Origin of the sequence: Chryseobacterium sp. Chry.R1 (assembly GCF_039645525.1) — a bacterium.
Classification (GTDB): Bacteria; Bacteroidota; Bacteroidia; order Flavobacteriales; family Weeksellaceae; genus Chryseobacterium; species Chryseobacterium proteolyticum.
In genome coordinates, this window is sequence record NZ_CP151793.1 from 414,444 (window position 1) to 427,956 (window position 13,513).

The window sequence follows — 13,513 nt, forward strand, 5'->3', positions numbered from 1 at the left end:
AATCCCATAAAATATTAATTATGAACAATTTAAAAAAAATCAAAAGACAAGTTTTAAAAGAAGTAAATGGTGCAGGCCCAATTCCTGCTTACCCATGCAATTGTTTTTGCATTATAGGAAATGATAAAGTGTGGAATGCATGCAACAGATATTGCCCGGGAGGAGTAATTCCAGGTGTTGAAATGGGAAATGATCCCAAATGTGATTATAATTTACCCCTATAATTTTTAGCATTATAGAGATTAAAGCAAAATCCTCTATTTGAGGATTTTTATTTTCAATTGTTTATTTTAATATGGAAAAAGAAATTTTAGATAATATAGAGCTTCGTTCGGAAAGCGTTCAGGATATTCTTACAAGACCGCCCCATTGGATGATACGCTGGGGAAACACCATCATATTTATTATCCTTATCCTCATTTTAATTATGAGTTATATAATAAAATATCCTGAGTTTGTGTCAGCTCCTATTGTGGTTACTTCCCAAAACCCACCTGAAAAATTAGAGGCCAGAACAAATTCTAAAATTGAAAAAATTTTTATCAAGGACCATCAGGAGGTTAAGAAAAATGATGTCCTTATGGTTATGCAGTCTGCTGCGAACTATAAAGATGTTCTTGCTCTGAAAAAAATCATCGACTCTCTTTCTCCTACTCACTTAGCTTCCTTTCCTATAAATGAAACGTCTCATTATAAATTAGGAGAGCTTCAGGGAGATTATAACAATTTTGCAAAAGCATTTCAGGATCAGGAATTATTTACGAGACTTCAGCCTTACGCTCCTGAAAATCTTGCTGCTAACCAAAGTATTTCTGAATACAGGGTAAGGATTGCCACGACAAAACAACAAAAGAAACTTGAACAAGCTAAATATGAGCTTACAAAAAAAAGCTATCAAAGATCACAGGAACTTTTTAACCAGGGAGTCATCGCTTCCGTAGAACTTGAAGGGGAAAAAATAAAATACATCCAGGCTCAACAAAACCTGGAAAATATTACCATTTCTTTATCTCAAATGGAAGAAGCAATATCCAACCTTAACAAAACTAAAAGCGGGACTGCTATCAATACGGAAAAGGATAAAATTAATTACTCTTCACAATGCCTGCAATTGTTTGAGCAATTAAGAAAATCGATGAAACAGTGGGAGCAGAACTTCCTTGTTATTTCTTCTACAGATGGTATTGCCAGCTTTCAGCAATTCTTTGGAGAAAACCAATTTGTAAAAACAGGTGATGCGATCTTATCTATATTGCCTCGAAATAAAGAGAATTTAGTTGGAAGAATGTATGTCCCTCCTACTAACTCTGGAAAAATTGCTCCCGGAGAAAAGGTTTTGATCAAACTGGATAATTACAGGTTTCAGGAGTATGGTATTGTAGAAGGTAAAGTACAGAATATCTCTCTCTCTGCCGATGAAAAGGGAAATTATTACGTAGATGTTCTACTTCCTAAAGGCTTAAAAACATCATATAACAGAAATCTCACATTTGATAAAGAGCTTAGAGGTAATGCTGATATTGTTACTCAGGATCTAAGACTCATCGAAAGGTTTTTCTATCAAATCAGAAAACTATTGGGATATCAAAGCTAATAGAGCCAAAAAACAATACATAAAAAACCACAACTAATAATAGTTGTGGTTTTTTATTATCTGTCAATAATATTCATACACCAATAATAATGTCTATCTCATTATCATATGCACGTAAATTATGTTATTTAGCCATAACTCGTGCATAAAAACATTCTTGTATATAACGCTTACAAAAATCCTTTTATAAAGCTGAATTGATATTTATTTTAAGAAAACTACAGAGATTCGAACAAGAATGAGGATGAATCTTAATGGGTATCATCTTTTACAATATTTGCAGAAAACAAAAAAGGAAAAGTAAATGATTACTTTTCCTTTCTATAGTAGCGAAGACGGGAATTGAACCCGTGACCTCAGGGTTATGAATCCTGCGCTCTAACCAACTGAGCTACCTCGCCTTTTTGGTGGTGCAAATATATAAAATATTTCTAAACCTCCAAAATTATTTTAGCTTAAAAAACTCCAAAACATCGGCAACATGGTCTGGTTTATTGATTATCTTATTGTTAGCATCTAAAATAAAATAAGTCGGTGTTGCATGAATATTATAAGTTTCACTATAACTACTATTCCATCCTCTTAGCTCGGAATCATTAATCCAAGGGAACGCGGTAATTCTTTTATTGTAAGAGTCTTTATCTACATCCAAAGAAAGCCCAATTACCTGAACATTCTTCGCTTTTAAATCATTGTATTTCTCCAAAAGTTTTGGCAATTCAGTTTCACAATGAGAGCATGTGGAAGACCAGAAAACAATGATTTTCTTATCTGCTTTTACATCATAAATAGACTTGGCATTTGTATTAACCGGAGCCTGGAATTTATAATTAGGAAAAGTTGCTCCGATCTGTACATTGGCATTTGCCTTAAGTGTTGATGCTAACCTGTCTGTAATCGTACATTTGAGATCTTTAGCCTGATCAAGATATTTTTTCTTTAAATCAGCCATTTCATACACATCAAAAATGTCAATCAACTCGGATAATACCGTTTGACCCCGTGGTGTTTCCACCTTTAACCGGTCAAGTAATTTATCTACAGAAGCTCCAACATTACTATTTCCGCCGGAATTAAGATAAGATACCAATACAGGTCTCAACAATGATGATGTCTCAAGCATATCATTAGACTTATCAATAAAATTGATTATTTCTTCCTGTGATACCTTTTTATTAGGGTCATTAGTTAAAAATTTACTATAGTTTGTATTATAGTAATAAATAAACGGATGGTCCGTGGAGTTCACTTCTCCAAGGCCTCCTGATAATCTTGATATTTCTGCTTTAAGAGCTTTTCCAAAATCTGTATTATCTTTATAGTATTCTTTAATCTGTGCTAATGCCGGTAATATAAGCTCTTTTTTCTGAGAACCTTCCTGTTGTTTACTCATTAAACTATTCGACTCATCCTGGTAGATAACATCTTTTATCTTATTACCCTGAGTATCTAATTTAATGTTTACATTCTTATTTTCCGATATAAAATTGAATGTATTATTGGTAGTAGGAAAATACATTTTCATCATACCAACATAGTTCTGCGGATATTTAAAAGTCCATATATTATTCTTACTCTGCTCTTTTGTAAAAATAACATCTTTGGAACCATTTAATGTATATAGAATTGCATCTTGATCTTTAAAATCAGCCGGTGCCTGAACGGTAATTGTGAATTGTGCCTGTAAAGAAAAAGCAGATAAAACTGCTGATAATACAAATATCTTTTTCATAATGTAAAAATAAAAAAACTCTCTGATTAATCAGAGAGTTTTCAATATTTTAATTAAATTTTTATATTTTTTGACCCTTATATTTTCTTGTAAAAAATACAATAAATGCTACTGCGACTATTGATAGTAAATAAATATACATATCAATTGGCACTGAATCTCCACCGGGGCCAGTAGGAGGTCCACCTGGCTCAGGAGGTTGTCCTCCAGGGCCCGTTCCTTGTGCATTCAATACACAAAAAACAAAAATAAAAAGACTATATAATAGTTTATTTAAAGCTTTCATATATTTTATTTTAAGATTTTAGTGTTAACAGTTTCTCCCTTATCTGAAACAATTTTTACTACATAAGAGTTTTTAATAGAATTGTTTAATTCAATTACAAAATCTGCAGAAGTATTTACTGCTTTTTTAGAGATTACCAGTTTACCACTCATATCATAAACTTCAATATCTGCTTTCTTCCAATCCGGATCAAACCTTACAATATAATTTGTAATATCCGGGTTATAAACTACTTTAGTTCTTGATGAAGGCTTCACTGCTGCTCCATCCATTGCAAGATTTCTTGCTGTTGAAGCCTCAGGTGCACCATAATATAAACTGTACTCAGTTCCTTTAGCAGGAATTATATCTCCTTGTTTTGCTTCAGTTACTTCTCCGTTTGGAGCTTTGTAATAGAAACCTGTACCTGAAGATAATTGGTGTGTTCCCTTACTTACCAATTCAGCATTCTCTCTAATTTCAAATTTAAAAGATTTTATATTAGAACTGTAAGTTGCTAACATTACATTTTTTCCTTTAAAATCATTTTCATTGGCTTCATTGATACGTAACCAATACTTTGAAGTATAATCATTATCATAACCTCCAGCCTTATTTTCTTCAAAAGTACCCACAACATCTGCTGTTGATGCAGCATACTGTGTTTTAGCAGCTGCTGAATGTCCAGTAGTTGCATTTGGATAAACCACATAATAAGTTTTACCAATTTCTACACCATTAGCATCAAGAGCGATAATTCCTAATTGCTTTACAGTGCCTTGACTCATGCTACCTGCAGCACTTCTGCTTGCATTAACATTATAATCAGTATTCGCTGCTCTGCTATAATAATTAAACCTCCTAAGATTGCCAAAGTTTAGAACATCCGTATTATTATTGTTATTAAGCTTAATCGTAAAAGTTCCAAATGGTCTGATCATCAAATAATCAACATCCCCTGTTGGAACACCAGCATTAAATGTGACCGATTTATAACCACCGGTAGTTGTTCCACCTTGATTATTTACAACCCCAGATACATCAAGTACTACACCATATATATTACTAAGGTTTACTCCGTCACCATTAGCAGCGGGTTCGTTATATGCAATTTTTGATAAGTCAAGGTTGGTTAGGAATGGATTACCAAATTGATACATGTTTCTAGCATAATTACCTGTCCACAATGCTCCACCTGAAGGAATTTCGAATGGGTCATATGCATAGGTATTGTACTTTTCTCTAAATGAATTTAGATTATTTCCACCTGCCCCAAAGTTGATTCCGGCTCCGGCATTTTGTAATGTAACACTAGTTCCAATAACTCCTGTTGCGATATCACTTACAGGTCGTCCTTTTACTGTACGTGTAGTAGAACTAACATCTAAGCCGGCTCCACCTAATGCCCAATAAGAATAGGTAGGTGCTGCATCACCAAACTTGTAAATACCATTGATCGGTGATAAATGAACAAACTGTACTGTATTGTTATTCCAATACAGGATATCATTCTTTGATTTTCTTACAGCGGTGAATGTTTTACCAAATTCAGCATTTAAAGTAGATGGAGTTTTAAAATAGAACGGCATCCCAATTTGTTGATAATCACCCTGACGAACCTGTCTGAATTCCTGATCTACAATTCCAGTAATGTTTGCTTGTGGAATACCTGTGATGAATAATTGTCCGTAAGTATAAACGGGAGTAGCCGTAGAGCTATTGGTATTAACAGATGCATAAGCCGTAGGCTCATTAAGCTTGTTAATAAAATTACCTCCTCCGTTTGCTTCTGTCTTATCAGCATTTGACGCATCAATCGTCTTGACAAGATCAGTTGCTGTACCAGAAACCATAAAGTTTCCATGGTTTTCTATAGTACCATTAGCTTTCATTTGTAAACCTCCCCCGCTATAAACTAGGGTACCTTTACTTACATACATATTAGCATTAGCGTCTACGTGACATAATATCTGCGCCTGAACAGAATAACTAATTGCTAAAAGACCTATAGCAAATAAACTTTTTCTCATTGTATAAATTATTTGTGTGTGTTATAATACAATCTCACCCGCAAAGGTATGATTTTTTTCATAATAAAAAAATTATTTTTATTTATTAACAATAATATTATCTTCAGTTAATACTATTTTCTTTTCCTCACCTATTGCAAACATGTAGTCTTCCAAGACTTTTTCGGTAGTTCCTCTAAGTCCTCTGGCTCCCAATCCTTTATCAAGGGTTTCCTCCACGATCTTTTCAATAGCACCATCCGTAAATACCAATTCTGTGCCATCCATTTTAAAAAGCTCAATAAACTGATTGACGATTGAATTTTTGGGCTCTTTCATGATACGTACCATCGTTTCTTTTGTTAGTTTTTCGAGGTATGTAATGATTGGAAATCTTCCCAAAAGTTCGGGAATTAATCCGAAAGAACGAAGATCTATTGCATTAATATTTGTTAATACATATTCATCCTCATCTACATTATTTATCTTTTCAGCACTGAAACCTATTGCCTGTTTGTTCATTCTTCTCTCGATAATTTCCTTTATACCATCAAAAGCACCACCAGCAATAAATAGTATGTTTTGGGTATTAACCTGGATATATTTCTGATCCGGATGTTTTCTTCCTCCTTGTGGTGGAACATTTACAATACTTCCCTCAAGCAATTTTAAAAGCCCCTGCTGAACACCTTCCCCAGAAACATCTCTGGTAATACTTGGATTATCAGATTTTCTGGCAATCTTGTCTATTTCGTCAATAAATACAATTCCTTTTTCAGCTTTTTCCACATCATAATCTGCAACCATAAGAAGTCTTGAAAGAATACTTTCAACGTCTTCTCCTACATATCCGGCCTCGGTTAAAATCGTAGCATCTACTATACAAAAAGGAACATTAAGTTCTCTTGCTATAGTCTTGGCCAGCAAAGTTTTTCCTGTTCCTGTTTCACCGATCATGATAATATTGGACTTTTCAAGCTCTACTTCTCTATTTTCATCCTGTGCATGAAGCAATCTTTTATAATGATTGTATACAGCAATCGAAAGTTGTTTTTTTGCCTGATCCTGTCCGATCACATATTGGTTAAGGAACTCTTTAATCTCCTTTGGCTTTTTTAGCGTATCTATATTTTCCGCAGGTGAAAATTCAGTTTTAGTAGCACTGTCTTTTACAATCGCATGAGCTTGTTCTATACAGTTTTCACAGATAAAGCCATTCTGACCAGAAATAAGCATCTGCACTTCATTTCTTTTTCTGCCACAAAAAGAACATTGGTTTGAATTCATACTATTTATATAATATATATGTTAAAGAAAATCGTAAAAAATTTCTTTTTTACGATTTCTTGATTTTTTAAGAATTAATAATTGATTTTTGAATTTCGGTATACTCTTCATCCGTTAATTTCAGTCTCTCATTTTTAAAATTCATATCTTCCACTGTATTGAGTGGTATTAAATGAATATGTGCATGAGGAACTTCCAGGCCTACCACTGCAATCCCTACTCTAATACAAGGAATTGCTTTTTTAATCTGCTTGGCAACTTTTTGTGAAAATCCCCAAAGGTTTTTATACTCCTCGCTTTCCAGATCAAAGATCAGATCCACTTCTTTTTTAGGGACTATTAATGTATGTCCTTTAACTAAGGGCATTGCATCTAAAAACGCAACAAAATTTTCATCCTCTGCTATTTTGTAGGAAGGAATTTCGCCATTAATGATTTTTGTGAATATAGTACTCATATGCATCAAAAAATTTACTTCAGAGAATTATACATGTATTAATTTATCCTTACAGGGTAATTTCAAGTACTTCGAAAGATAATTTATTTCCATTCGGTAAAACAATCTCTGCGGTCTCTCCCACAACTTTACCCAGCAAACCTTTTGCAATAGGTGTATTTACAGAGATCTTGCCGCTTTTAAGGTCGCTCTCATTATCAGGAACTAAAGTAAATATCTGTTGTTGTTGCGTTGCATTATTTTTTAGTTTCACAGTTGTTAAAATGGAAACTTTTGAAGTATCTAGCTGACTTTCATCTATTATTTTAGACCCTGAAATAACATCTTTCAGTTTAGAAATTCTCATTTCAAGCATCCCCTGAGCTTCTTTTGCCGCATCATATTCTGCATTTTCAGACAAATCACCTTTGTCTCTAGCTTCTGCAATCTGTTGAGTAATTTTAGGTCTTTCTACAGTTTCCAACTGCTCAAGCTCAGCTTTCATTTTATCTAACCCCTCCTTTGTAACATAGCTTGCCATAATTTTCAAAATTTAGTTTTAGTATAAAAAAATAATCCGACATTTGCCGGACAATGTTTTCGTGTTGTAATCGTTTAATTTTTACAAATATATAAAAATTTAAATTGAAATGAAAAAAACTTTTTCAATCTTATTCTTTTCCACCTTACTGATAATCAGCAATATATCTGTTAATTCTTGCGGAAGTCGGGAAGACACGGTAAGCTGCTTTCCCAATACTCCAATTAACGTAACCTTGAACCTTAATTTAGCTGCATATAATAATTTGAACTATGTAGGTGGATGGATCTATGTGGATGAGCAACAATCAGGAACACGGGGTTTAATTATTGTCCGTAGATCAGATAATCAGTTTATGGTATTTGATAGAAATGCACCTCATATATGCCCTGATAATGATACTACACTTGAAGTAAAAGACAATATTAGTATCATTTGTCCAAAGGATAACGCTAAATGGATTTTACTTACCGGCCAACCTTCGTCAGGAACGAATGTACCTCCGAAAACTTATCCTTACAATTATAATCCCAATACCAGAGTATTAAATGTTTATTATTAATTTATGAAAGTTGTAATACAGAGAGTTTCAGAAGCTCATGTAAAAGTAGAAGAGAAAATCGTCGGCGAGATCAATAGGGGCTTTATGCTACTCATTGGAATTGATGAAAATGATGAGAAAGCAGATGCAGATTGGCTCGTACAAAAAATATTGAACCTTAGAGTTTTTGCTGATGAAGATGATAAGCTCAATCTTTCATTAAAAGATATTTCAGGAGAAATCCTTTGTATCAGCCAGTTTACGTTGATAGCTGATTATAAAAAGGGAAATCGTCCATCCTTTATTAAGGCAGCAAAACCCGATAAAGCAATTCCCCTTTTTGATTATTTCAAAGAAGAAATTGCAAAATCAGGACTAAAAACAGAATCCGGAATTTTTGGTGCAGACATGAAGGTTTCTTTAGTTAATGATGGTCCTGTCACTATTGTAATGGATAGCCAAACAAAAATGTAAGACACTTTATATCAATACATTAAATTATATTTAATCCCAAATAAAAAAGGTCCTTCAAAATTTGAAAGACCTTTTTCCTAATAAACTTTTATAAAAACTAATTCGCAGGTATACTGCTGAAATTCAATGCTACTTTTAAGTTCATATCTGAACTTGTCTGATTTTTCAGTTCATAAACGGTTCTTACTGTAAGTCCGTTGCTCTTTACGACCTCATCCAAAAATCCATTATTATTAAGATCGAGGTTTAAGCTGGAACTATTTGAAGAGATGTTGGATCTTGATGCGACAAGTCTTTCACCCGTACCATTTGAAGAAATATAAACTTTAATGTTTTTAAAAGCACTTAAGTTGCCACCAGAAGGAGAAACCACAGAGATTTTTGCATCTGCCAATCTCACATCTTTTATTTTAGCATTATTATTCCCACCAAACCAAGTCTGTACATTAGAAGCAGTAGCCGTAGAAGACACCTCTTTATCAGCAGGCACTCCTGTGGATACTAATACATTAGCCGTATAAGGAAACGTATTCTGAACCAATGACTGTACTGTTCCACAACTAACAAGGGCAACAGAAGCTGCCACTGCAGTTAAAAATATATTTTTCATAATAGTAAATCTTAATACAAAAATTATCTTGCAGAAACTATACCAAAGAATTATTATTCGACGCTTACTGAAAAACTTCCTTTTGTGTTTCCGGAAGCCATGTTACTTTTGCCTATAATTAACCATACTTCACCTTTGCCCGCCATCTGATAAAAAATATCTCTTCCAAAAGGACCATCGTATTCTCCATTTGGCAATTTTATCTGATTGAAACGAATATTAAAATCTTTTTCTTTTGTAGAAATGGATGCCTTGATATCACTTTTATTATAATTTGTGATTTTGAGAATCAGCTCCTGTCCTTCTTTTGTAAATTGCTCTCCTACTGTAAATGGAAGCTGTGAGGCATCGGCAGTTCTTATTATTTGCCCATCTTTCTCACTTCTCATCACACCTTTTTTTAAGACATGTTTGGTGACGGGAGAATTATTAATGATAGAATCTTTTTTTCTTATAGCAGCTGAATCTACTGAATGTTCTGGACCCGGCTGTTCTGAAATCATGATCGAATCTTTGTTGGCTGTTTCGTTTACATTTGGTTCTTTTTTACAAGAAACAATAATCAATGGGATCAGCAATAAGGACTTTTTCATAATAGTTATTCTTTTAGTGTTTCATAGTAAAGCACTTCTGACAAGAAAGAAAATGATTTCTTTTGTTTCACTTTACTTATAATTTGTTTTTTTAGTATAATATCTTTTTTTTCGGCAGCAAACTTCAGTAAACTTTTCTCACTAAAGTTGATTTCTGTGAAGTGATAATCCGCATTAAAATCACTTCGCTTCATATTGTGAGAAGTAATTAATCCTCCCCAATTGATATAACTACAAGCCAAAATTGTTCCATAAAAATACCATGTCATTGTATTAAACAGAAAAGCATTTCTTTTTCTGTATTGAATTTTAATATACGTCATTGTCAAACCAATAAATGAAAGAGTCAGGAAAGCATATACTCCAAGCCTTTTATATGTAAAACCATAATTGATAATGTATTCGGAGTTCTTTATCATCGTGGAAATAATCAGTGCCGCATTTAAAAAAATCCAGATCTTAGCCAGGTTTTTCATAAGCCCGGCTTTCGGATCAAAATTAAATCCGGATTTAAAATAAAACATAATCACCAGAATAGACATAATAATAGACATGATCACAGCATTTACTCTTTGGTGGGTTTCTTCTGAAAGCTGGCCGGGAGTTTTTGAAGCTTCGTAGAATAGTTCGTAATTATAAGTGATGATAAAAAAGATCAATAATACATTTAATGCTAAAAACGAGATTATGCCGCTCATCCTTTCTGCATCAATATCAAGAAAAGAATATGTTGATTGTACGATTCGATCTTTCGTGTGAAAAGTATCATCTAAAAAATGATTTTGTTTATAAATGATTTTTTCTACAGCATAATTCCAATAATTGAAAGCGATAAACATCCCCAATACTGTTATGCAGAACAGTTCCCAAATATTAATATCTATTTTGATATTCGTAAACAAGCTGGCAAAATGATCACTTCCTACAGAGTAAATTCCAAAAAAAACAGCAACTAATACCAATGGAATCAAGATAAAGGCAAATATTTTCTGTCCTAACCCCGAAATATTTTTTTGGGGAAGCCAACTATCAAAATTAAAAAATCGACATAAAAAAGTAAAGCAGTTCACTATAAAAACAGGAATCAAGAAGAGAATTTTTAGTCTTTTATTTCCTGATCTGTAAGATAAAAGCAGAAGTGAACTTACAACCGCCACAAAAGAAGCAAAATCTCCATACCAGGCAAAAGCTACTGAAGAAAAAATACTTGTGAAAAAAAGCATGAAAAATACTTTTGTTTTGTTTGACTTTGGTGTTTTGTACCATGTTAGTAACGCATAAGCAATACCTAACAGTCCAAGATTTAAACCTACATTTTCGTTATAAAAAAGAATAATAAATAAGACGGTTGTAAGGAGTATATAGTGATGTGTTTTCATGATATTTAATAATAAGTTATTGTATTTTTTTGCTGAATAAAATCTTTCAGATTTTCAAAATCTTGCCATAGCAAAGCTTCAAAATCCCAATGATGAAAGGACCTCATATTTTGACCTTTCCGAAATGCCTGCAGGTACATTTTTGAATATTCCGGTAAAATCAAAGTTCCTAATATGATTGCTGCCAGAAGATGGGCATTAAGTTTTCCATTTCCCAACAGCAGATATTGCATGGCAATTTCATCTTCGAAATTAGTTCCGCAACCTGTAATCAAATGATGAACATCGTGATTTTCCATTTTAGGAATCATGGTAAATCCATGACGCTTATAAAATTCCCCCAGTTTACGGCCTAAGGTATCTTCATTGAAACTAAGCAGTTGTTTTTCGTTGAACTGCCATTGTCTTTTCTTTTTCTTAAAATATCTTCTGTATAACTTTTGAGTTTTATCATATACAAAAAGTAAAAACTGAACACGTAATTTTTTCATAGTTGATTATTTAATTAAGATTAACTCCAATAACAGTATAAAGACAGGCGGTAGGGATATTGATTAATAATATTCCGATTGATTGTAAACAAGCATGAAGCTTGGCATGATATATCGCCCCATAAATTAAAAGTCCGGCGATGACCAATAAATTCAAGATAGATCCAAAAATGAGCAATAACAAGCCTCCTATCGCAAATACATCAATTCTGCTGACAAGGTATCCGAACAGGCATATATTCCCAAGCAAAAATGAAAGCCAGAAAACATATTTTCCTATATTCACAATTTCTTTATTATCCATATTATTTTAAGCTTTTGTTAAGGTAAAAACAGTAATTTCCGGACGAACCATAAACCGAACTTGATAAGAATGTCCGATTGCCCGGTTGACGTAAAGCATTCTGCCATCCTGCAAATCAATTTCTCCGGAAACATATTTCTTATTTTTAACAGGGAGTATGGGAGTGATCACACCGGGAATCCGGCATTGTCCGCCATGGGTATGCCCGCTTAGGATCCATCCCTGATATCCGTTCCATACATCTTTATCACAAACATCAGGATTGTGGCAAAGAACCAGATTCGCTTTAGACTGATCTAAATCTTTCATAACCTTCAAGGGATCAAAATTGGGTGAGCACAGATCCTCAAATCCAATAAAGTTGATTCCATACCGGTTATTTTGCTCATTATTTAGCATTTCAATTCCGTAGCTATTTAAAATCCGACAAATACTCCTGGAGAGCTCAATGTCTTTCCACTCTGGTCCATAATCGTGATTTCCCAAAATTCCAAATGTTCCAAGGTTTCCATATACGGCTTCTTCCATTACTATTTTTAAATCGTTTTGTTCTTCCAGTGTTCCGTGATTTACAAAATCACCGGTGTACACTACAAAATCCGGATTAAATTTTTTAGCCTTATGGAAAGATTCAATAAGGAAATTCCAGTCAAATCGGTTACCTACATGCAAATCGGAAATCTGCATCAAAATTTTACCTTCAAGGTTCACCGGTAAGTTTCTAATGGTAAGCTTACGTTCAACAAACTCCACCCAAAAAGGCTCTACCTGCCATGAGTATAAAGCAGGAAAGGATCCTACGACAGCGAGCTGAAAGAGCTTTTTTAAAAATGTTTTTCTTGTCATGTACTATTTTTACATATTGAATTAAAACAAAGAACTTTGAATTACAAAGTTAATTGATAAAAAAATATAGTTTTATCTGCCTATTAATTTTTCAAGAGCATCTAAATGATCAGAAAAAGCCTTTCTTCCACTCTGGGTAACCCTATAAGAGGTTTTAGGTTTTTTCCCAACAAATTCCTTCTTTATTTCTATGTATCCAGCCTTTTCCAAAGCGTTACTATGACTGGCCAAGTTACCATCAGTAATCTCCAATAATCCTTTCATTTCCGAGAAATCAACCCAATCGTTAACCATAAGAACAGACATAATGCCTAATCTTACTCGACTTTCAAATTCTTTGTTGAGCTGATTTATTTTAATCATAATCTTTGGTGGTAGGTATAGTATATAGTATTTTTAGAGCTGCAAATT

The 13,513-nt window shown here is 33.5% G+C and carries 17 protein-coding genes and 1 tRNA gene; 4 read left to right on the forward strand and 14 right to left on the reverse strand.

What is annotated here, in order from left to right; genetic code table 11:
• Positions 1-20 precede the first annotated feature (20 nt).
• Both AAEU33_RS01990 and AAEU33_RS01995 read left to right on the forward strand, forming a co-directional pair.
• The gene (locus AAEU33_RS01990; RefSeq protein WP_172284243.1) at positions 21-224 is read left to right on the forward strand and encodes a hypothetical protein; all 204 of its coding nucleotides are present in this window, start codon (positions 21-23) and stop codon (positions 222-224) included.
• Positions 225-295: 71 nt separating this feature from the next.
• Entirely contained in the window at positions 296-1,594 is a 1,299-nt protein-coding gene (locus tag AAEU33_RS01995; RefSeq protein WP_172284246.1) for an HlyD family efflux transporter periplasmic adaptor subunit, read from the forward strand.
• A 327-nt stretch (positions 1,595-1,921) separates the two neighbouring features.
• Here AAEU33_RS01995 and AAEU33_RS02000 read toward each other — a convergent pair.
• The 7 genes from AAEU33_RS02000 to greA form a co-directional block, all read right to left on the reverse strand.
• A tRNA-Met gene (locus AAEU33_RS02000) sits at positions 1,922-1,995 on the reverse strand.
• 44 nt (positions 1,996-2,039) lie between these two features.
• A complete protein-coding gene (locus AAEU33_RS02005; protein ID WP_345990752.1) occupies positions 2,040-3,326 on the reverse strand; it encodes a TlpA disulfide reductase family protein in 1,287 nt (428 codons plus the stop codon).
• Positions 3,327-3,387: 61 nt separating this feature from the next.
• Entirely contained in the window at positions 3,388-3,612 is a 225-nt protein-coding gene (locus AAEU33_RS02010) for a signal peptidase (RefSeq protein WP_172284250.1), read from the reverse strand.
• 5 nt (positions 3,613-3,617) lie between these two features.
• Positions 3,618-5,621, reverse strand: a complete 2,004-nt coding sequence (locus AAEU33_RS02015; protein WP_345990754.1) for a T9SS type A sorting domain-containing protein — start codon at positions 5,619-5,621, stop codon at positions 3,618-3,620.
• A 78-nt stretch (positions 5,622-5,699) separates the two neighbouring features.
• Positions 5,700-6,887, reverse strand: a complete 1,188-nt coding sequence (gene clpX / locus AAEU33_RS02020) for an ATP-dependent Clp protease ATP-binding subunit ClpX (protein WP_172284253.1) — start codon at positions 6,885-6,887, stop codon at positions 5,700-5,702.
• Between the two features lie 67 nt (positions 6,888-6,954).
• Positions 6,955-7,344, reverse strand: a complete 390-nt coding sequence (locus tag AAEU33_RS02025; RefSeq protein ID WP_172284255.1) for an HIT family protein — start codon at positions 7,342-7,344, stop codon at positions 6,955-6,957.
• A gap of 49 nt (positions 7,345-7,393) precedes the next feature.
• Positions 7,394-7,864 carry a transcription elongation factor GreA gene (gene greA, locus AAEU33_RS02030; protein ID WP_172284257.1) on the reverse strand — a complete coding sequence of 157 codons (471 nt, stop codon included), beginning with the start codon at positions 7,862-7,864 and terminating at the stop codon, positions 7,394-7,396.
• 109 nt (positions 7,865-7,973) lie between these two features.
• Here greA and AAEU33_RS02035 point away from each other — a divergent pair, with 109 nt between their 5' ends.
• Both AAEU33_RS02035 and dtd read left to right on the forward strand, forming a co-directional pair.
• A complete protein-coding gene (locus AAEU33_RS02035) occupies positions 7,974-8,426 on the forward strand; it encodes a hypothetical protein (protein WP_172284259.1) in 453 nt (150 codons plus the stop codon).
• A 3-nt stretch (positions 8,427-8,429) separates the two neighbouring features.
• Positions 8,430-8,879: a D-aminoacyl-tRNA deacylase gene (dtd, locus tag AAEU33_RS02040; RefSeq protein ID WP_273650641.1), complete on the forward strand. Its 450-nt coding sequence runs from the start codon at positions 8,430-8,432 to the stop codon at positions 8,877-8,879.
• 97 nt (positions 8,880-8,976) lie between these two features.
• On the opposite strand, the gene AAEU33_RS02045 is transcribed toward dtd, so the two are convergent.
• From AAEU33_RS02045 to AAEU33_RS02075, 7 genes are all read right to left on the reverse strand, one after another.
• A complete protein-coding gene (locus tag AAEU33_RS02045; RefSeq protein ID WP_306615000.1) occupies positions 8,977-9,489 on the reverse strand; it encodes a hypothetical protein in 513 nt (170 codons plus the stop codon).
• 53 nt (positions 9,490-9,542) lie between these two features.
• Positions 9,543-10,082 carry a hypothetical protein gene (locus AAEU33_RS02050; RefSeq protein WP_172284264.1) on the reverse strand — a complete coding sequence of 180 codons (540 nt, stop codon included), beginning with the start codon at positions 10,080-10,082 and terminating at the stop codon, positions 9,543-9,545.
• A 5-nt stretch (positions 10,083-10,087) separates the two neighbouring features.
• Complete coding sequence (locus tag AAEU33_RS02055; protein WP_345990758.1) at positions 10,088-11,461, reverse strand: DUF4173 domain-containing protein; 1,374 nt, start codon at positions 11,459-11,461, stop codon at positions 10,088-10,090.
• A 5-nt stretch (positions 11,462-11,466) separates the two neighbouring features.
• Positions 11,467-11,952, reverse strand: coding sequence for a Coq4 family protein (locus AAEU33_RS02060; RefSeq protein ID WP_345990760.1), 486 nt, complete (start codon positions 11,950-11,952; stop codon positions 11,467-11,469).
• Positions 11,953-11,962: 10 nt separating this feature from the next.
• A complete protein-coding gene (locus tag AAEU33_RS02065; protein ID WP_345990761.1) occupies positions 11,963-12,256 on the reverse strand; it encodes a hypothetical protein in 294 nt (97 codons plus the stop codon).
• Positions 12,257-12,262: 6 nt separating this feature from the next.
• Entirely contained in the window at positions 12,263-13,102 is an 840-nt protein-coding gene (locus AAEU33_RS02070) for a metallophosphoesterase (RefSeq protein ID WP_345990763.1), read from the reverse strand.
• Between the two features lie 72 nt (positions 13,103-13,174).
• Complete coding sequence (locus AAEU33_RS02075) at positions 13,175-13,465, reverse strand: transcriptional regulator (protein WP_172284273.1); 291 nt, start codon at positions 13,463-13,465, stop codon at positions 13,175-13,177.
• Positions 13,466-13,513: the final 48 nt, after the last annotated feature.